The organism is Hugenholtzia roseola DSM 9546 (assembly GCF_000422585.1).
Taxonomy (GTDB): Bacteria; Bacteroidota; Bacteroidia; order Cytophagales; family Bernardetiaceae; genus Hugenholtzia; species Hugenholtzia roseola.
This window is the reverse complement of record NZ_AUGI01000058.1, coordinates 1-17,675: the sequence shown is the minus strand read 5'-3', so window position 1 is coordinate 17,675 and position 17,675 is coordinate 1. Positions and strand designations below refer to the sequence as shown.

Here is a 17,675-nt window from a genome sequence, read left to right as displayed (position 1 = left end):
ACCCTCGAAAAAAAGCGATTGCCGCCCTACCAACACTTATTTTCTCTATTTTTGTCTGAATTTTCCAAAATACTACACGCCCTTTCTTGCTCTGCCCTTACTATTTTAATGCTTATTTTAAATCGTTTTAAAAATGAAATGGTCTTTCTCTTGTTTTAAAAAGGGCTATTTGTGCCTTGCGCTTTTGGGTCTGAATGTCGGATTTGCCCAAGCCCAAGACGCGCCTAATACCGACTCGCTTTCCGCCAAAACAAGCCACTCGAAACCTTACACCCTTGCTACCGACCGCCCCAGCGTGAGTTTTTCTGCCTACACTGCCCCCAAAAATGTCCTTATTGCCGAAATGGGCTATTTCCGACAGGTCTTAAAAGATGGCGACGCTACCTATGCTTTTAGCACTTCGCCTAACCTTTCCTTTCGCGTTGGTTTGTCTGAAAGGGTAGAATTGCGCTTAGGGTGGGACTACAATCGCTTCAGCTATCGCCTGCGCAATAGTCAAAGTATTAGTCAGGGTTCGGGTGCAACCACTTTGGGATTTAAAGCCACACTCTTCGAAGAGAAGGGCATCTTACCACAAACCGCCTTTTTGGGGTCTTTGCAGTTTCCACAAACGGCTGTCGAAGCCTTTGATGCAGGTTTTATTAGTCCTTCCTTCCGATTCTTGTTTCAAAATAATTTGAGTAACAAAGTAGCACTTTTCTATAACCTTGGCGCAAACTTTGGAGTTGATAGCGGAGGCGCACCTCAAACAAGTGCAGCCTATACCTTGGGCGTAGGGACGGCTGTGGTCGGAAATCTGTCTGCTTTTGTAGAGGTTTTTGGTACAATTCCTGAAAGAGAGCAAGCCCAACATGGCATAGATGCAGGCTTGACCTATCTTTTCAAACAGCAATTTCAAACGGACGCTTCCTTTGGATATGGGCTTGTCGGATTCGCACCCGATTGGTTTTTCAATGTAGGTTTTTCTTTTTATTTACAAGGAAAAAAGAAATAAGTTTTCAATCTTTCGCCGTTGTTTGTGTCCCTTCGCCGTTGTTTGTGTCACCCGCCGTTGTTTGTGTCCCCACAAACGACTTTCAGACACGAAATAAAATTTGGACAGAACCCTCTTCGCTGTTGTTTGTGTCCCACAAACGACTTTCACATCTAAAATCATAAAAATTATATGAAAATGAAAAACAAAAAATCCGTTATAGCTCTTTTGCTACTCTTTCTGTGTGGATTATTTTTATCTTGTCAGGAAAAAGTACAAATTGAAGGCTTTGATGAAACGAGTTGGAAAGCCGATACAAAAGCCTGCCAAGACAAACGCGCTCCACTTGCGAGCCTGCTTTTCGAGCAGCGCACCAAACTCAAAGATTTGAGTGAGATGCAAATTCGCGACCTCTTGGGTGCGCCCAATCAGACCGAACTTATCGAGAGGCAACAAAAGCAGTATCTCTATTTTATCAAGCCTCACGAAAAAAATTGCAAGCAACCAGATACGCAAAGTGATAGACAAGCTAACGACGCAACTCTTGATGTGCTTTTAATTCGCTTCAATGCCGTTCAGCAGGTCAATGAAGTGGTGCTAACCAAAAAATAAAGCGCGAAAAGAAGTAAAAGCAAGGCTTTGAAAACTTCTTTTGCGCTTGGTATCATTTTTTTACAAAACTATCAGATGTAAGATTTTACTCTTCAAGCATCGCGATTTGATTTAAAACGATTGCTTTTTCGCCTGCTACCTGTGTGCTTGCCTGACCAGAGGCGGCTTCTTTGTAGGCAATCTGAACGCGATACTCCCCCTTTTTGGGGTCTTTGAGATAGCTCTCCAAATCGGGCGAAAGGCTTTCCGCCATGCTTTCCCAATTTAGGGGAATGAGCTTGATGCCATTGTCTAAGACCAAAAAAGTGCGCGATTCGGGCAAAGTAGGCGAAGCAGGCTCTACTTTTAAAATGGCAGTCGTTAGGTATAGATTGGTAGCCACGCCCTTTTTGCCTGTCCATTGCTGACAAGCCGCAGGCAGGAGCAAAATCGCGAAAAGCAAAAGAAGGCGTATCATAGCTTTGGGGCTTTGGGGGCAAAAAGTGGAAGGAGAAATCAAAAGTGGAAAGTAGTGCAAATGTAAGGTTTCAAGGGAAATCTTATCAAAATCTTTGCCTTTCCTACTAAGAAGACCACAAAAAAGTCGAAAAAGTTGCAAGCCAAGATGAAAAATTTATGAACCTATTGCGGCTTTAAAATATCGCTGCCAAAAGACCTACTTTGTTCATTTAAAATTACGAAATTTTAATGAAAATAAGGCTGTAATCGTCATTTAAAAGTTGTCCCTTCTGATAGGCTTCCCTACAAAATTCGCTAAACTTTTCTTCACTTTCTAAAACGTTCCAAAGGTTTTTCAAAATTTCGTCAAAATTTTGAGCCTTACTTTTGTTTATCTCTTCGTGAGTAAGTCTAATTTTTCCTCTTACCTCAATTTGCTTTTCGTCTTTTTCATAATTGCGCTCGTAGTGCTGCATCAGGTAAAGCGAAAGGGCATCTGTGGCTAAGATAAGAATTTGATTTTGAGCAAGTTCTATACTTTTTATGCAAAATCCTTTTTCCGACAAGTTTTCATCTTTCCAATTCAAAAGATAGGGATTGGCTTCAAAATCTTCTGTCTTTTTGTAGGGAATAAAAAGTTTTTGTGTGTAATCATCAGACTTGAAAGACCAAATATGACTATCGCCATACGTAAGCAAATGCGCCTTTTCGCCCTCCAACCAGAGTGCGGCTAAGGTGGCGGCACTGCCCTGCTCATGAAACTTGTTGCGGATAGGATATGCCAAATTTTCTAAGGCTTGCTCTCTTTCACGATAAAAAGATTCCCAAATTGTATCAATCCACTGATTTAGTTCGGAAAGTGAAAAAATAGGCTTTGCGGGCAAGTGGCTCACCAAATAATTTGCCCAAAGGTCGGAAAAAATCCCTGTGCCACCTGCGCCATCAGAAACGGCGTAGATGCCCCTGCTTTTGTCTTGGCGCAAAGCATCTTCATTGGGGCGTTCGGGTTCGTTGCTATCTTTGGGGCAACTTTGGGCGCGGCTTTCTATTTTCATATTTGATAAAATAATTGATTTGATTATTGTGCATTTTTTACTTGCGCCTTTTGTGAGCGTGTGCCTATATCTATCATTTTCATAAAAGCTGTCGCGTCTGCTTGGTAGGCAAGGGCTGTAAAGGTGCGATTGGTAGGAATGTCTTGATTGTTTAAATCGGCTACTTGTCTATTATAAATCGCAGGCAAATCTGAAGCAATATCATACATAAGTTGTGCATAACGGTCTTGTGGCAGACTTTCACGCTCGCTGGGAAAAAGCAAACTTTCGTTTTGGCTTGTATCTATATGCAGATTAAAGAGCAAAACATTGCCATCAGAAGTATGTAAGTTTTTTAGATTTTTTGCCTTTTCTAAAAGTGCCTCATTGCTACAATCCGTTTGCGCTCCATCGGTGATATTGAAAACCGTAGGCGGATAATTGTGGGGGTGCTTTTGTATCCATTCGCTTAAAAGCAGGTGCGCATATTCTAAGGCTGCCCCCATAGGCGTTTGGCTTTGCGATTTGGCTCTTAGCCAAGTAGGGATTGTTTTTTTTAGCATCTTGATTTCACCACGCACTCTGTCTTCTACCTCTATTTCTTCTCTATCTATTTCATTTCCAGATAGTTGGTCGGATTGCACCCAAGTCTTGCCCTTCAAATTTCCCTCCCAAAGGCTATAAGCCTGCTTGCTATCTATGCCCCCATATCCTATCAAAGCCACATCAATATAATGCCCAATGCCATACCCTTTTGTGCAGACAGACACAAGTTCATACAAAGTTTGATTGATAGCCTTCGCCACAAAATCTGCCTTACTTTGGTCTTTGCCCCTGATTTTCTCACTCATCGAACCCGACTGGTCTACCAAAAAAATAATCGCCGTAGGCTGCCCTCTACAAATTTCCTGCGTGTAAGGTTCTGCCTTGATATGATGCAAAGGCTGACTCTGAATGGCAGCAAGGTATTGGCTCAAATCGCCCGTTTGGAAAGTAGTTGGTAAGTTCGACATAGGAAATAAGTTTTTTTGTTTGCAAGATAAAAAAAAGGTTTTGCAAAGATAGCTTTTTTTTCTATTTTCGAACCGTCGCCGAGGCTTTTAGCCGTCGGCGAAGTTTTTTTGGAAAAGAAAAAAGAAAGAAAAACACGCCTCAAACGGCTCAAAAGTCAATTTTATGCCTATTTATCCCAACATTACCGACTACCTGCATAGCTTTCGCCATGCGGAGGAATTTATGAAAAGCGAGCGTTTGAAGGCTTTGGAAACGCTGCCTTCGCCTTTTATTGCGAATCAGATTCATTTCATGACGGGGCGTTTTGGCTGCGTTGTCAAGGTGCGTTTGGAGGGCAAAGGCTATGCGGCGAAAATGTTTTTGCATTACGACGCGCATAGGGAAAAGCGTTTGGCGGAAATTTCGCGCTTTATTGCACAAGCGCAAAGTCCCTACCTGCTGCCTTTTGAATACTACACCGACGAGTTATGGGTGAGCGGAGATATGGCGCAGGGCGATTTTCCGCTGGTGCTAATGCCTTGGGCAGAGGGCAAAACGTTGGGCGAATATGTGTCGGAAAAGGCAAAAAAGGGTGAGTGGCTTGCCATAGACGCGCTTTATGAGGCGTTTGTTCTTTTGGCAGACTACCTTCTGGAAGCTCCCTTTGCGCATGGCGATTTGAAGCACGACAATATCATTGTGGGCGAAAATGCCAAACTTACCTTAGTGGATTACGACGGCATCTACCTGCCTTCCCTTGCGCACCTGCCTTCGGGCGAACTGGGCGGCTCTGCCTTCCAGCACCCCGAACGCAAAAATTTCCCCTACTGCCCCCAAATAGACGATTTCCCTATCTTGGTTATCTTGCTTGCTTTGAAGGCACTTAGCCTTGAGCCTGCCCTGATAAACTTACGAAAAGAAGGCGACCACCTCCTTTTTATCAAAGAAGACTTCGAAAACCCGATGGAAAGCGAGCTTATCAAAAAGCTATGGCTGATGCCCGACCCCGAATTGCGACAACTCTTAGGGCTGATGCTTAGTAGCTTGGCGCAAACGCATATCAAAGTCATTGGGTTGCGGGCTTTTGTAGGGAAAAGCCTAAAAAAACAAGCCATAAGGCTCAAAGAAGAGCTACAACTTCTCAAACAGCAGCAAACCCTAAGCCCACCCCCCACCAAAACCCTTTTGATAGGAGGCAGCGAGCCGCTCAAACTTATCTATGTAGAAGGTGGAGAATTTATGATGGGGTACGACCCAAATAGAGATGGAGAGGATAGAGGTATGGATGATGCCAAACCCCTACACAAAGCCCGCTTAGATGGCTTTTATATGGCAGAAACACAGGTTACGAACGCCCAGTATGCCGCTTTTTTGAATGAATACGGCAGCGACGTAGTAAAAGACGGCGAGCATAAAGGGCTGGCGATGATTTATGAACACAAATGGGGCGTAGAAAAGGTAGGTAATAAGTGGCAACCCCAATCAGGTTTTGAAAATCACCCTGTTGTTTATGTAACGTGGTATGGGGCAGATGAATTTTGCCGTTTTTATGGCGGCTCTCTGCCTTCTGAAGCGCAGTGGGAATATGCCGCCAGAGGAGGCAATAAAAGCAAAGGCTACAAGTATGCGGGTTCTAATAACTTAGATGAGGTGGCGTGGTATGATAAAAATTCAGGTTCAAAAACTCATCCTGTTCGCCAAAAGCTACCCAATGAATTAGGTTTATACGACATGAGCGGCAATGTGTGGGAATGGTGTCAGGATTATTATGATGAAAAGTTTTATGAAACTGCTGATGCCAAAAAGCAAAACCCTTTGAATAACAAAGTATCTGACTATATGCTTTTGCGTGGCGGTTCGTGGTACTTCAATGATAATCTCTGCCGCTCTGCCGTCCGTTACGGGTACTATCCTTCTGTTAGGGACAACGACAACGGCTTTCGTTTGTCCCTTAGGCTGTAACGCTTTGTGCTTTTAGGTTTTTACCCTTTTGTATTTTTATTTTTTGTATTTTTGTTTTCAACCGTCGTCGAGGGCGTTGCCTTTCGGCGAGTTTTTTTTGGAAAAAGAAGAAAGAAAAACAACACGCCTCTAACGGCTCAAAACGACACTATTTATGCAAATCGAACAACTCAAACTTGCTCTTATCGAGTGGATTTTAGAAACCCAAAGTCGTCAGCTTCTCGATGCCCTTTGGGAATGGAAGGCGGCACAAAAGGCAGAAAGAGAAAGACGCTTTTTCGCGCTTTGTGGAAGTTGGCAATCAGACCAAACTGGTGATGAGTTAGCCCAAGAAATTTACAATGCTCGTAACGACCAACCTCGCGATATAATCCTATGAAGAACGAAAAATATTTACTCGATTGCGCCTGACCTTGTTTTGGAAAAAATAAAAAGAAAAAAATAAAAAAAAATCACACGCCTCGGCGACGGCTTTAGCCTCGCCGACGGCTAATAAAAAAATGGGTATGAATAAAACAATTTTGGTGCTTTTTTGGGTGATGGTGTCAGGCTTTTGTCAGGGGCAGGTGCCTATTTTGCCTTCGGGTATGGAGATGGTCGAAGTAGTGGGAGGTAGTTTTCTGCGTGGCTGCGATACCACAAGGCATGACTGCTACAGAGCGGAACTCCCCCAACATAGGGTATCGGTTTCCACCTTTTGGATAGCGCATACTGAGGTTACTTATGGGCAGTATGCTGAGTTTTTGAACGCCCGCAAGCCCACTCGTGCTGAGTTGGAAAGTTGGGTTGCTTGGGGCAATAAAAATTTGTATCTTTTGCGCCAGAATGATGGGGTTTGGGTAGTGTTGAAAGGCTACGACAATCACCCTATCGTGCTGGTGAGCATAGAAGGGGCTTTGGCTTTTTGTACTTACTATGGTGGTACTTTGCCTTCGGAAGCGCAGTGGGAATACGCTGCCATAGGGGGCAAGCAGAGTCAAAACTATCTTTATGCAGGCTCGTCTGATGTAGAGCAAGTGGCTTGGTATCGGGAAAATGCCAATGACAAAGCCCAAGCGGTAGCCCAAAAAAAGCCCAATGAATTAGGCTTGTATGATATGAGCGGTAATGTTTGGGAGTGGTGTCTGGATTATTTTGACGAAGATTTTTACAGAACTCCCCAAGCACGCAAGGCAAATCCGCTTCACACAAAAGAAAATTATTCCAAGCATCGCGTTGTGCGCGGTGGTTCGTGGAATAGTTTTGATGGTTATTGCCGTTCCATAACTCGCTTTTATGCAGCGGAAGACAACAAAAATAGCTATTTGGGTTTCCGAATGGTTAAAAAATAAAATCAACCCCCGTCGAGGGCGTTGCCCGTCGACGAGGTTTTTTGGAAAAAGAGAAAGAAAAAGAAAAAAAGAAAAAAGAAACACGCCTCGGCGACGGCTTTAGCCTCGCCGACGGCTCAAACTCAAAATAAAAAAATGGTACATTTTCAGAACATTAAAAACGTCTTGCTTGGCTCTTTGTCGGAGGCGGAGCGCGACATCTGGGTTGCGGTTGCGTGGTTTACGGATAGGGACTTGTTGGCAAGTTTGCAGGCGCGTTTGCGTGTGGGGGTGCGCGTCAGGGTGATTCTTTTACAAGACGACATCAATTTTGGGCAATACGGACTCGATTTTTCGGAGTTTAAGCGTCTGGGGGGCGAATTGGTTGCGGTTTCGAAAGAATTGATGCACAATAAATTTTGTATCATAGATAAAAAAAAGGTGCTTTCAGGTTCGTATAATTGGACTTTTCGGGCAGCAAATCAGAACAAAGAAAACCTAATTGTTATCAAAGAGGGCGAGATGGTAGCCGAATTTTGTAGGGAGTTTGCCGATTTATTTGCACGTTATACGGGTAGGGAAATGGTTTATCAGGAGGGGTTAGGTATAAATTTGTATCTAAAAAGTTTGCAGCAAGAGATTAAATTTTTAGACCAAGAAATTAGTCTTTTAGAAACAGAAAAGGAAAGTATTTTTGAAAAAATTAGCCGCTTTTTACATCAACAAAACGTTTATTTGTATCAAAATCTAAAAGATTTGCTGCATTGGCGCACCCAAGCGGCAGCGCAGAAGGCTGCCCAAACGCAAAAACAAGCCGATAAGCAGCAGTTTGAAGCCTTGAAGGAAGAAGCAAAAAATTTTGAATCCAACTTTTCAAAAAACTTTGAAAACGAAAGTGAAAATGCTCAAAACGCAGACTTTGAAGCCCAGCAGGATACGCGCAGCCCTCATTTTGAGCCACCTACTTCGGCGCAAAACGATTTGAAAAGCCTTTTTCGCGAAATTGCCAAACGTTGCCACCCCGATAGGGTCAGACCCGAACACGAGGCGGCGGCACGTAAGATTTTCGAGGCAGCACAAAAAGCAAAGGCAAAAGGCGATAAAGCAAGGTTACAACAAATTTTGGAAACGCTTAAAGCGGGTATTGCTTTTGGTTATGATATTGAAAACATTACAGAAATTGAGCTATTAGAAAAACTAAAAAAGGAACGCCTCCTGCAAAAAGAAAAACTTTTAGAAGAGATTGCGACATTACAAGCCAAAAAAGAGTGGCAAATCCTAACTTCTTATCAAGATTTGAAGGCTTATTTTGAAGAAATAAAAAACCAAATCCTGACCGAAATAGAAAACTTAATGAAATTTTGTGGAAAGTTTAAAAGTGAAGCCAAAAAATAAAACCTAAAAATAAAAATCAAAAAAATAGACAAATTATTAAATCTCACCCTTCCACTCTCTATAAAATTGGGCAAGAAACGCCTCCATATACCGATGCCTTTCCTCTGCCATTTCCCTTGCCGTTTGGGTGTTCATTCTATCTTTGAGCAATAGCAGTTTTTCGTAAAAATGATTGATAGTGGGCGCGTTGCTATTTTTATATTCTTCCTTTGTTAGGTTCAAATTTGGTTTAATATCAGGATTGTAAAGTGGTCTGTTTTTATAGCCACCGTAGTTAAAAGTCCTTGCAATACCAACAGCACCAAGGGCATCTAACCTATCGGCATCTTGCACCACATCGAGTTCGGGCGATTTGAACTTCTGAACTTGATTTCCTCCTTTAAAGGAAATATGAACGATTATATTTTCAACGTGGGAAATTATATTTTCTTCTACTTGTAGCGAAGCCAAAAAATTGCGTGCTATCTTGGGTGCAAGGGTTTCGTCGCCATTATGAAATTTCGAATCGGCGATGTCGTGTAGAAGCGCACCCAGTTCTACTACAAAATTATCTACTTTTTCAGTTTTTGCAATAGATTTAGACAATCGCCACACACGATAGATATGCCACCAATCGTGTCCGCCTTCGGCAGCGGCTAAGGTCTGCTGCACAAAAGCGGCAGTTTGCTCAATAATTTTCGTTTGGTATGGGGACATGAGTAAAAGATTATTTTAATAAAAAAAGAAAGTTATTCAGATTTCGCCTTCCACCACTGCTCAACTTTTATTGCAAGTTGTTTTCTGTATTCTTTAAACGTGTCATCATTTTTAGCATTTTTCTGTAATAAAATTAAGAAGGCGTATTACCTTTCCTCAATTTACAAACTCTGTTTCAATATTCCAAATGGGGCGCAAAAAAAGTGATAAGGTTTTGGTTTTTATAGGTTTTAGTGGTTTTTTTGAAGATGAAATTTTGATGAACCGTCGTCGAGGGCGTTGCCCGTCGACGAGGTTTTTCCAAGAAAAAATAAAAAAAATAAAAAACACACGCCGTCGCCGACGGCTCTCGAAAGCATTTTTTCGGAAAAAAAGCGCATTTTTGCAACTTCAAAATCGTAGGGTTTTGCTAACTTGTCGGCAGTTTTTACGCAAAAAAAAAGATATGGCACTTATTCTTCCTGTACGAGGCTATACGCCCAAAATAGGCAACGACTGTTTTACAGCCCCCAACGCAACGCTGGTAGGCGAAGTAGAGATGGGCGATTTTTGCAGCGTCTGGTTTGGCGCAGTGGTGCGTGGCGATGTGCATTACATCAAAATCGGGCATCATACCAATATCCAAGACAACGTCACCATTCATGGCACTTACCAAACTGCCCCCACTCATATTGGCAACTATGTTACCATCGGGCATAATGCCGTTGTGCATGGCTGCACGCTCGAAGATTATTGTCTGATAGGCATGGGGGCGCGTGTGTTGGATAACGCAGTGGTACAAAAGGGCGCAATCGTGGCAGCAGGAGCGGTGGTGCTGGAAAATACGGTCGTAGAAAGCGGCTGGATTTATGCAGGTGTGCCTGCCAAAAAAGTAAAGCAGGTAGGCGATAGAGAGGAAATGTTGCATAGAATTGCCAATAACTACATCAAATATGCAAGTTGGTTTAAAGAAGAAGCGCAACCCCCTGCCCAAAGCAGTGATGTGAAATTCTAAAAATCAGATGCCAATGTAGGGACAAGGCATTGCCTTGTCTGCGTAGCAAAATTGAAAAACGTTGTTGTTTCATTCGTGCATAGCTGGGACAACGCGGTGCGTTGTCCCTATGAAGATGCCAATTTTATTTCCAAACCACAACAACTATTTTCGCCCTTCTTCACCCAAAACCAAATCACGCCTTATGTCGTTTGTCAAGTTATTGCCAAAATCTTTTAAAAGTTTTATCTTTAAAAATGTTTTAAAAGGTAGTTGGGTCTATTGCCCTTGTTGTAAAAGTTCCTTAGCCACTTTTTTTCCTTATGGCAATCCGCCGCGCAGCAATAGTTACTGTCCTGTTTGTCATTCTTTGGATAGGCATAGATTTACTTGGCATTATTTAGAGAAAGAGTATGATTTTTTTGCTAAAATTGCGGCTTCTCCAACGGTTTTTCGTATCTTGCATGTTGCGCCCGAACCTGCTTTATTTGCCATTCTTTCCAAATTAGGGCGCAAAAATCCCAATGTTCTGTATGTCCCTTGCGATAAATTTGCCGAAGGGTACGATAAATATCCCAAAATTACAAAAAACTATGACCTTACGGCTTTGCCCGAAGCCGATAATAGTTTTGATTTGATACTATGCTCGCACGTTTTGGAGCATATTGAAGAGGAGGGCAAAGCCTTGTCTGAAATAAGGCGCGTCTTGAAGCCCGAAGGAGCGGCGATTTTGCTTGTCCCGATGGACTTAAATCGCCCTGATACTTATCAAGACCCTGCTATCAATACCCCTGAATTGCGACAAAAAGAATACGGTCAGCACGACCATGTGCGCCTTTATGGGCGTAATTTTGGCGAACTTGTGGCGCAACATGGCTTTTCGGTGCGCACCTACAAGTGCGAAACGATAGATTCGGACACCCAATTTAAGTTGGGGCTACTGCCAACGGATTGGCTTTTTGAAGCCAAAAAAGTGTAAAAGTAGCGCGAAGTTCCAGCTTCGCGCGTTCCTACTTTTTTGCAAAGTCTTTTTCAGTGCAGGTGTGTGGCATTTTGCCTTGTCCGAAATGAGATTAAAAGTAGCGCGAAGCTCCAGCTTCGCGCGTCATGGCTTCTACTGCAATACCAAATCTTTGTCTTGTGGCACAGTAGGCAAATCGTCCGTTGGCAGGGTAACAAAAGGCGGCAAATCGAGGGGGAAATCTTCCCAACCTACGGGCAAGCCGCCTTCGTCGTCGCCATTTTGTTTGGGGTTTTCCAAATTTGCTTCAACAGCATTTTTTGTGCCTGCGCTTCTTAGCATCAGGATAATAAAAAGGGGAAATAGTAGGGTTTGCGCCAGCATGAAGAGTAAAATCCACATTGCCCATCAAATTTAGAGGTTAGAAAAGAAAAAGCCGCTGCTTTCAAGTATATTTTCGCCACTTTTGCCAGAAATTGCGGCGCGTTTTGGAAGATTTGGCATAGCTACTTAACCGCTTTGTTCTCAAAAGGTTTGTAGGAAAAAAGCCTTTGTCTAACTTTTTTTAGAAAAATTTAGACACTCAAAACCAAATGCCCTTATTTGGTTTTGTGATTCGAAGTGCTTATCTTTCACTTTCTCTATTTCTACTCTAACCTTACACAAATCTTACTTCTATGCTGCTTTCCAACTATTTAGAAGCCAACGGACAAAAAATTCACTACCTCCACAACTTCGAAAGGGCTGCTTCTGATGCGCCTGTGCTGCTCCTGCTGCATGGCTTTTTGCTCGACTCTACTATGTTTTCGCCCCTGATGCAGGCTTTGGGCAACGAATTTCGCCTTGTCGCCTTCGATGCGCGTGCCTTAGGAAAAACGCAGTGGGACGGCAAGGCTTTTTCACTTTACGACACAGTGGCGGATTGTATCGCCCTAATGGACGCTTTGCAGATAGAAAAGGCGATTATCAGCGGCATGTCGCAGGGCGGATATGCGGCTTTGCGCTTGGCATTGCGACATCCAGCGCGTGTTTCGGGGCTTGTTTTGATGAGTACGCGCTCAGGTGCAGACGAAGAACCTACAAAGGCGGCTTATCGCGAGGTGCGCGATACATGGAAAAATGTAGGGGCAGTAGAGCCGATGCTCAAAGGCTTGATGGGTGCGATTATTGGGGCAGAAGATGACCCTAAAATTGCTCCTTATTGGGCGCAGTGGTTTCCTATTTGGCAAAATTACAAAGGCGATAATATCTTTCATGGCATGAACAACCTTTTAGAGCGCGATGAAATCACGCCGCTATTGGGTCAGATTCAGCAGCCTGCCCTTGTTTTGCATGGCAAAGAAGATTCGGGCGTTCCCTTTCAATTAGGGGAGCAGTTGCACCAAGATTTGCCTAATAGTCAGGGCTTTATCCTCACCGAAGGAGCGCATGCCTGTGTGCTAACGCATGTGGAGAGCTATGTAGAGCCTATCCGAAATTTTGTTAGGCAGTTTGCAAAAGGGTAAGACGGGCTAATTTTAAAGGCTTAGAAAAGTATTTGATACCAAAAAAGTAGCGCGAAGTTTGCACTTCGCGCTTTCTACTTGCTCGAAAAGCCTTGTTTCGTTCCTATTTTTTGAGTTCTACTCTTTGGTTTAAAGATTCCTCTACTTTGTTTCGGACTACTTCCACAAAATTCCCTTCGGCAGAGAGATTTTTGTCGGTGGTCTGATTGATGATTTGCACGACTTCAAAAAAATGTTCCAACTTTTCAGGCTCTATTTGCGCGACAATTTGCTGGTTGAAGGTCTTGACGGCTTGCCTTGCGGCTTCGCGTCTAATTCTACCCTCTTGGGTTAGGCAAATCATAACCTTTCGGCGGTCTTTGCCGTCGGCTTGGCGTAAAATTAGCCCTTCTTTTTCCATGCTTTTGAGAATACGGGTAAGGGAGCGGGCTTCCATGCCCATTAAAGGGGCAATTTTGGTAGCAGGTGTGCCTTCCTCCTGATTGATATTGAGCAAGACAAAGCCTGTGGAATGGGTAATGCCATGTTTTTCGCCTAATAAGTTATACATCTTGGCGATAGCAAGCCAAGAGGCTTTGAGGGCAAAATCTACCGAACGTTTTTTCTTTTCTTGTTCTTGCATAAGGCAAATCGAACCAAATAAAAGGATAAATTAAAAGCAGCGATAACAAAGATAAGGCAAAAAACGCACACTTTTGCACTTATTGGCTGAAAAGCGGCAAAAAAGTCGGCATGCCTACTATTTTGGGGCAGATACAAAGGCTTACTTTGCTTCCCAAGTCAGGACAACAGGAAACGCCTTTGCCTTTGTACCCAACTGATAACAGGCGGCTTTGGTAATTTTGATAATGATATTTTCGTTTGCCGAAATATTGGGGATTTTGCCAATGATTTCTACTTCTACACTCAAACCTGTGTTGTCGTTGAAGACGCGCACCATAGAGCCTACGGGTAGGGTTCGATGCAAGCCCAAAAAGCGCGTACCCTCGCTATCAATCATGCTACATACGCCTGATTCGGTGCGCGTTTTTTTAGAGTGTCTGCCGTTGTTGCTTTTGGTGGGATTGTGGGTTGTGTAGAGTTCGGATTTGCCTACGATAAGTTTTTGTCCGATTCGGATTGTATCATTTGTGAGTTGATTCCATTCCTTTAATTGGCTTACGGTGATTTTGTGCTTGTTGGCAATTTTTATCAAATTGTCGCCTGCTTCAATCGTATAATATTGATAAACGATTTTATTTTCTTGCTGATTTTGCTTCTGACTTTCTGTACTGCCTGCGATACCTCTTGTAGTTTCGGTGTTTTCGTTCATAGGAATAAGCAAATCCTGTCCTATGCGAATTTCGTTGGTAGCCATTTGGTTTAAATCTTTAATGGCTTTCGCACTTGTTCCAAATTTAAGGGCAATTTTATAGAGGGTATCATCAGCGCGGACGGTGTAATTTTTGATGCTGGTCGGGGCTTCGGTGCGCTGATAAGGGATTCGGACAATCTGCCCCTGCTGCAATGGATTGCGAGCAAAGGGATTGAGGCTGATGAGCGTGTTGACATCGACGTAATAGCGTCGCGCAATTCCCAAGATGTCTTCTCCTGCGCGTACTTTGTGGCGAATGTAGAGCCTGCCATTGTGCCTTTCCAGACCAATCGAATCGGTAGGCACGACAAAACCAAGCGTCAAGTTTGGATTTTGCCCTTCGGCTTTTGCATTTTTTGTACCCAAAAAGAAGGCAGCGAAAAAGAAAATTGCCACAGCGAAAGCCTTTGTGGGCAGTAAAAGCCTCATTTGAAGGGTGTTTAAAGGGTGTTTGAAGGCGATAGGGTATAAAAAATTAGCGGTTGTACTGATTTTGTTCATAATAGGTATCTATTTTGAGCGTGTTACTATTAGCGGCGGCAACGGCTAAGGCATCACAGCGTTCATTTTCAGGGATTCCTGCATGTCCGCGTATCCATTGAAAGGAAACCTGATGTTTGCGATAGCTTTTGAGAAAACGCCGCCAGAGGTCGGCATTGGGGCGTTCAGTGCCTTTATCGAGGAAGTCTTTTTTTTCCCAGCCCAAGACCCATTTTTTTTCTACGGCATCGACGACGTATTTCGAGTCGGAATAAATCTTGACCTGCATGCCTTCTCTTTTGAGAGCCTCCAAGCCGCAGATGACGGCTAAAAGTTCCATGCGGTTGTTGGTGGTGAGGCGAAAGCCCTCTGCCAATTCTTTGCGAAGACCTAATTCGGGGGCAAGCAAAACTGTGCCATAACCGCCTTTTCCGGGGTTGCCTTGTGCTGCGCCGTCTGTATAAATTACGATAGATGCCATTTTGGTACAAAAAAATTAGAGATGCGCACTTTTTTTAATAAGGTAAGGAAGTGCAGTAATATTAGGTTTTAAACCTCGCCGTTGTTTGTGTCCCCACAAATGACCTCGCCGTTGTTTGTGTCCTTCGCCGTTGTTTGTGTCCTCACAAATGACCTCGCCGTTGTTTGTGTCCCCACAAATAGAACTCCACTATACAGAAGTGGTTTCGGGTTTGATATTTTTCATCTCTTGCTGTGTGAGCAGGATAAGCGAAAAGACGGCATAGTTTAAGATGTCGCGGTAGTTGGCATCTACGCCTTCGGAAACTAAGGTTTTGCCCAAATTATCTTCTATGCGTTTGGTGCGCAGGAGTTTCATCAGGATAATATCGGTGATGCTGCTAATGCGCATGATGCGCCAAGCCTCGCCGTAGTCGTGGTTTTTTTTGTGCAGGAGTTGGATATTGCGCTCTACCTGTTGCGTGTATAGGTCGGAAAGCTCTTTGAGGGGCAGTTCTAAGCGGCTATCCTGTGTGAGTTGAATTTGAATCAGTGCCATTACGCAATAGTTGATAATCCCTGCAAATTCGGTCGCGACGCTATCTTCTACCAGCTGCTGCCCTTTTTCTTGAATGTTGCGAATCCGTTGGGCTTTGATAAAGATTTGGTCGGTGATAGAAGGCAGACGCAAGATGCGCCAAGAAGTGCCGTAGTCTTTATTTTTTTGCTCAAAAATTTGCTGGCAGGTCTGAATAATTTGGCGATATTGGGCGAGGGTCTTTTCGTGCTGACTCATAGGCGAGGAAAGAAAATATAAAAAGGAGAAAAGAGAAGCGCGTGTTTGTTTTCACAAAAATACACAAAATAACGCCTCGTGCTTTTATTTTTTTCGACAAACGCCATTTTTCCAAATCCTTTCGGGCAGCAGCAAAATACCCAAATTTAGAAACGACCAACTTTTTTTCTTTTTTTAGTTTGGGTTTTAATTTTTTCTTATCTTTGCAAAAAACGCAACTACATGGAACTTCTCTATATCTGGATAGAAGACTACAAAAACATCAAAGAGCAGGGGTTTAATTTTAGCCCTCGATACCGCTTTGAGTTTAAAAATGGTGTGCTTTCTTGCGTAGAAAATACGGACGCTATTTCTACGGGTAAAGACTTCTTTGGCAGTGGCATTACCAACGTTACCGCTATTATTGGCGAAAATGGGGCGGGGAAGAGTACGGTTTTGGAGCTTATTCTGCATTGTAAATATAATATAGCAAATGAAATTTCAAAACTAAATGGGAAAATAAAATATTTAAAAGAAGAAAAAGAAAATGAAGATATAATTGAAAACCAAAAAGAAAGTACATATTTAAGTAATGTAGATGTCATATTTTACTCAAATCAAGTTACTACTAAATACCCATACAAAGATAATATTAACTCTTGCAATATCTCAACAGATTATTTACTTGTCGCAGAGTCAAGACCTTTTCATGATTTTCAGGCAGACGAAATGTGGAAGCAGATAGACTTTATTTCAAATTTTCCTACCATCAATTTTTTACTTGAAAATAAAATACTGCCTCAATATCCCTCGCCGTTGCTTGTGTCACACAAGCAACTTTGCGAATTTTGGTAATATTTCTTACCTTATCCCTATGAAACTTAACCCCTCGCCGTCTCGCTGTTGCTTGTGTCTCACAAGCGACTCATGCAATACAATAATCAACAAAACCTAAACACAAAAATATGTTATTTCCCTCAATGGAGTTAGGGCAAGTGTATTTCTATACTGCTACTATTTTGAAATGGCAGCCCCTACTTGCACAGGATAAATACAAGGAAATCATCATCGAGAGTTTAAACTACCTTTCAAAAAAGCAAAAAATAGCAGTGTATGCTTTTGTGCTTATGCCCAATCATATCCATCTGATTTGGGAAATGCTCGCTAAGAATGGAAAGGAAATGCCACACGCCAGTTTCATGAAATACACGGCTCATCAATTTTTAGAAGACCTACGTTTGCATCATCAGAAGGTTCTGCCTTATTTTGAAGTAGAAGGAAAAGCAGATAGGCAGCACCAATTTTGGGAGCGAAACAGTCTGCCGATTGTTTTGTATAGCCCTGCGGTGTTTGAGCAAAAGTTACAGTACATTCATCATAATCCGATTGCTAAGAAATGGGCGTTGGTGGAAGATTACGTAGATTATCGATATTCGTCTGCCAAATTTTATGAGCTGGGAATAGATGAGTTTGGTTTTTTGCAAGATTATCGAGAGCGGATATAGCCTTGGTCGTCTGTGTGGACACAGACAACGGCGTTGGTACGCCGTTGCTTGTGTTTCGCTCCCGCCGTTGCTTGTGTCACACAAGCAACTTTATGACAATACGATAATCAACGTTATGCCCCTTGTCGTCTGTGAAGATACAGACAACGGCGTGGAAGCCTCTAAAATATTATTTAAGGCTCTATCTCTTTTTTCAAGTTGTTTTTTTGTTCGGATAAGCAAACCCAACTCAATAAGGTTAGCAGTTCGA

Annotated in this window: 20 protein-coding genes; 11 read left to right on the top strand and 9 right to left on the bottom strand. The window is 42.8% G+C overall.

Going from position 1 to position 17,675, the window contains the following annotated elements; translation table 11 throughout:
- Positions 1-133 precede the first annotated feature (133 nt).
- Both G500_RS24915 and G500_RS0107355 read left to right on the top strand, forming a co-directional pair.
- Positions 134-994, top strand: coding sequence for a transporter (locus tag G500_RS24915; RefSeq protein WP_051203362.1), 861 nt, complete (start codon positions 134-136; stop codon positions 992-994).
- A 177-nt stretch (positions 995-1,171) separates the two neighbouring features.
- On the top strand, positions 1,172-1,585 hold the full coding sequence (locus G500_RS0107355; protein WP_027002105.1) for a hypothetical protein: 414 nt from the start codon (positions 1,172-1,174) through the stop codon (positions 1,583-1,585).
- 85 nt (positions 1,586-1,670) lie between these two features.
- On the opposite strand, the gene G500_RS0107350 is transcribed toward G500_RS0107355, so the two are convergent.
- The 3 genes from G500_RS0107350 to G500_RS0107340 form a co-directional block, all read right to left on the bottom strand.
- A complete protein-coding gene (locus G500_RS0107350) occupies positions 1,671-2,042 on the bottom strand; it encodes a hypothetical protein (protein WP_154657062.1) in 372 nt (123 codons plus the stop codon).
- Positions 2,043-2,259: 217 nt separating this feature from the next.
- A complete protein-coding gene (locus G500_RS0107345) occupies positions 2,260-3,078 on the bottom strand; it encodes a protein phosphatase 2C domain-containing protein (protein WP_027002103.1) in 819 nt (272 codons plus the stop codon).
- A 23-nt stretch (positions 3,079-3,101) separates the two neighbouring features.
- On the bottom strand, positions 3,102-4,070 hold the full coding sequence (locus G500_RS0107340) for a vWA domain-containing protein (protein WP_154657061.1): 969 nt from the start codon (positions 4,068-4,070) through the stop codon (positions 3,102-3,104).
- Between the two features lie 163 nt (positions 4,071-4,233).
- On the opposite strand from G500_RS0107340, the gene G500_RS24910 reads away from it, so the two are divergent.
- The 4 genes from G500_RS24910 (at position 4,234) to G500_RS24905 (ending at position 8,717) form a co-directional block, all read left to right on the top strand.
- On the top strand, positions 4,234-6,012 hold the full coding sequence (locus G500_RS24910) for an SUMF1/EgtB/PvdO family nonheme iron enzyme (RefSeq protein ID WP_051203361.1): 1,779 nt from the start codon (positions 4,234-4,236) through the stop codon (positions 6,010-6,012).
- A 154-nt stretch (positions 6,013-6,166) separates the two neighbouring features.
- Positions 6,167-6,391 carry a hypothetical protein gene (locus tag G500_RS0107320; protein WP_027002100.1) on the top strand — a complete coding sequence of 75 codons (225 nt, stop codon included), beginning with the start codon at positions 6,167-6,169 and terminating at the stop codon, positions 6,389-6,391.
- A gap of 127 nt (positions 6,392-6,518) precedes the next feature.
- Positions 6,519-7,343 (top strand): formylglycine-generating enzyme family protein, encoded by an 825-nt coding sequence (locus G500_RS22720; RefSeq protein WP_051203360.1) that lies wholly within the window; start codon positions 6,519-6,521, stop codon positions 7,341-7,343.
- 135 nt (positions 7,344-7,478) lie between these two features.
- A complete protein-coding gene (locus tag G500_RS24905) occupies positions 7,479-8,717 on the top strand; it encodes a phospholipase D-like domain-containing protein (protein WP_154657060.1) in 1,239 nt (412 codons plus the stop codon).
- A gap of 36 nt (positions 8,718-8,753) precedes the next feature.
- Here G500_RS24905 and G500_RS0107305 read toward each other — a convergent pair whose 3' ends face one another.
- Positions 8,754-9,413 (bottom strand): HD domain-containing protein, encoded by a 660-nt coding sequence (locus G500_RS0107305; RefSeq protein ID WP_027002099.1) that lies wholly within the window; start codon positions 9,411-9,413, stop codon positions 8,754-8,756.
- A 445-nt stretch (positions 9,414-9,858) separates the two neighbouring features.
- Here G500_RS0107305 and G500_RS0107295 point away from each other — a divergent pair, with 445 nt between their 5' ends.
- Both G500_RS0107295 and G500_RS22710 read left to right on the top strand, forming a co-directional pair.
- Positions 9,859-10,407 carry a gamma carbonic anhydrase family protein gene (locus G500_RS0107295; protein ID WP_027002097.1) on the top strand — a complete coding sequence of 183 codons (549 nt, stop codon included), beginning with the start codon at positions 9,859-9,861 and terminating at the stop codon, positions 10,405-10,407.
- 115 nt (positions 10,408-10,522) lie between these two features.
- On the top strand, positions 10,523-11,365 hold the full coding sequence (locus tag G500_RS22710; protein ID WP_161626100.1) for a class I SAM-dependent methyltransferase: 843 nt from the start codon (positions 10,523-10,525) through the stop codon (positions 11,363-11,365).
- A 135-nt stretch (positions 11,366-11,500) separates the two neighbouring features.
- Here G500_RS22710 and G500_RS0107280 read toward each other — a convergent pair whose 3' ends face one another.
- Entirely contained in the window at positions 11,501-11,749 is a 249-nt protein-coding gene (locus tag G500_RS0107280; RefSeq protein WP_027002096.1) for a hypothetical protein, read from the bottom strand.
- 275 nt (positions 11,750-12,024) lie between these two features.
- Here G500_RS0107280 and G500_RS0107270 point away from each other — a divergent pair, with 275 nt between their 5' ends.
- A complete protein-coding gene (locus G500_RS0107270; protein WP_027002095.1) occupies positions 12,025-12,852 on the top strand; it encodes an alpha/beta fold hydrolase in 828 nt (275 codons plus the stop codon).
- Positions 12,853-12,955: 103 nt separating this feature from the next.
- Here the strand turns inward: G500_RS0107270 and G500_RS22705 are convergent, their stop codons facing one another.
- From G500_RS22705 to G500_RS0107250, 4 genes are all read right to left on the bottom strand, one after another.
- Positions 12,956-13,474, bottom strand: coding sequence for a MarR family winged helix-turn-helix transcriptional regulator (locus G500_RS22705; protein WP_051203357.1), 519 nt, complete (start codon positions 13,472-13,474; stop codon positions 12,956-12,958).
- A 141-nt stretch (positions 13,475-13,615) separates the two neighbouring features.
- Complete coding sequence (locus G500_RS0107260) at positions 13,616-14,707, bottom strand: LysM peptidoglycan-binding domain-containing protein (protein WP_027002094.1); 1,092 nt, start codon at positions 14,705-14,707, stop codon at positions 13,616-13,618.
- Positions 14,682-15,167 (bottom strand): ribonuclease HI, encoded by a 486-nt coding sequence (gene rnhA / locus G500_RS0107255; RefSeq protein WP_027002093.1) that lies wholly within the window; start codon positions 15,165-15,167, stop codon positions 14,682-14,684. The genes G500_RS0107260 and rnhA overlap by 26 nt, the downstream gene beginning before the upstream one ends.
- A 189-nt stretch (positions 15,168-15,356) precedes the next feature.
- Positions 15,357-15,941, bottom strand: coding sequence for a DUF1599 domain-containing protein (locus G500_RS0107250; protein WP_027002092.1), 585 nt, complete (start codon positions 15,939-15,941; stop codon positions 15,357-15,359).
- Positions 15,942-16,163: 222 nt separating this feature from the next.
- On the opposite strand from G500_RS0107250, the gene G500_RS0107240 reads away from it, so the two are divergent.
- Both G500_RS0107240 and G500_RS0107235 read left to right on the top strand, forming a co-directional pair.
- Positions 16,164-16,775: an AAA family ATPase gene (locus G500_RS0107240; RefSeq protein WP_027002091.1), complete on the top strand. Its 612-nt coding sequence runs from the start codon at positions 16,164-16,166 to the stop codon at positions 16,773-16,775.
- Positions 16,776-16,885: 110 nt separating this feature from the next.
- Complete coding sequence (locus G500_RS0107235) at positions 16,886-17,425, top strand: transposase (RefSeq protein WP_245574472.1); 540 nt, start codon at positions 16,886-16,888, stop codon at positions 17,423-17,425.
- Positions 17,426-17,675: the final 250 nt, after the last annotated feature.

What these genes read in the sequence shown, in the direction of transcription:
- G500_RS0107270 (WP_027002095.1), top strand. Translation starts at nt 12,025, where the DNA reads ATGCTGCTTTCCAACTATTTAGAAGCCAACGGACAAAAAATTCACTAC.
- G500_RS22720 (WP_051203360.1), top strand. Translation starts at nt 6,519, where the DNA reads ATGAATAAAACAATTTTGGTGCTTTTTTGGGTGATGGTGTCAGGCTTT.
- G500_RS22705 (WP_051203357.1), bottom strand. Translation starts at nt 13,474, where the DNA reads ATGCAAGAACAAGAAAAGAAAAAACGTTCGGTAGATTTTGCCCTCAAA.
- G500_RS24915 (WP_051203362.1), top strand. Translation starts at nt 134, where the DNA reads ATGAAATGGTCTTTCTCTTGTTTTAAAAAGGGCTATTTGTGCCTTGCG.
- G500_RS0107240 (WP_027002091.1), top strand. Translation starts at nt 16,164, where the DNA reads ATGGAACTTCTCTATATCTGGATAGAAGACTACAAAAACATCAAAGAG.
- G500_RS0107235 (WP_245574472.1), top strand. Translation starts at nt 16,886, where the DNA reads ATGTTATTTCCCTCAATGGAGTTAGGGCAAGTGTATTTCTATACTGCT.
- rnhA (WP_027002093.1), bottom strand. Translation starts at nt 15,167, where the DNA reads ATGGCATCTATCGTAATTTATACAGACGGCGCAGCACAAGGCAACCCC.
- G500_RS24905 (WP_154657060.1), top strand. Translation starts at nt 7,479, where the DNA reads ATGGTACATTTTCAGAACATTAAAAACGTCTTGCTTGGCTCTTTGTCG.
- G500_RS0107340 (WP_154657061.1), bottom strand. Translation starts at nt 4,070, where the DNA reads ATGTCGAACTTACCAACTACTTTCCAAACGGGCGATTTGAGCCAATAC.
- G500_RS0107260 (WP_027002094.1), bottom strand. Translation starts at nt 14,707, where the DNA reads ATGAACAAAATCAGTACAACCGCTAATTTTTTATACCCTATCGCCTTC.
- G500_RS22710 (WP_161626100.1), top strand. Translation starts at nt 10,523, where the DNA reads ATGCCAATTTTATTTCCAAACCACAACAACTATTTTCGCCCTTCTTCA.
- G500_RS0107355 (WP_027002105.1), top strand. Translation starts at nt 1,172, where the DNA reads ATGAAAAACAAAAAATCCGTTATAGCTCTTTTGCTACTCTTTCTGTGT.
- G500_RS0107305 (WP_027002099.1), bottom strand. Translation starts at nt 9,413, where the DNA reads ATGTCCCCATACCAAACGAAAATTATTGAGCAAACTGCCGCTTTTGTG.
- G500_RS0107350 (WP_154657062.1), bottom strand. Translation starts at nt 2,042, where the DNA reads ATGATACGCCTTCTTTTGCTTTTCGCGATTTTGCTCCTGCCTGCGGCT.
- G500_RS24910 (WP_051203361.1), top strand. Translation starts at nt 4,234, where the DNA reads ATGCCTATTTATCCCAACATTACCGACTACCTGCATAGCTTTCGCCAT.
- G500_RS0107280 (WP_027002096.1), bottom strand. Translation starts at nt 11,749, where the DNA reads ATGTGGATTTTACTCTTCATGCTGGCGCAAACCCTACTATTTCCCCTT.
- G500_RS0107345 (WP_027002103.1), bottom strand. Translation starts at nt 3,078, where the DNA reads ATGAAAATAGAAAGCCGCGCCCAAAGTTGCCCCAAAGATAGCAACGAA.
- G500_RS0107320 (WP_027002100.1), top strand. Translation starts at nt 6,167, where the DNA reads ATGCAAATCGAACAACTCAAACTTGCTCTTATCGAGTGGATTTTAGAA.
- G500_RS0107250 (WP_027002092.1), bottom strand. Translation starts at nt 15,941, where the DNA reads ATGAGTCAGCACGAAAAGACCCTCGCCCAATATCGCCAAATTATTCAG.
- G500_RS0107295 (WP_027002097.1), top strand. Translation starts at nt 9,859, where the DNA reads ATGGCACTTATTCTTCCTGTACGAGGCTATACGCCCAAAATAGGCAAC.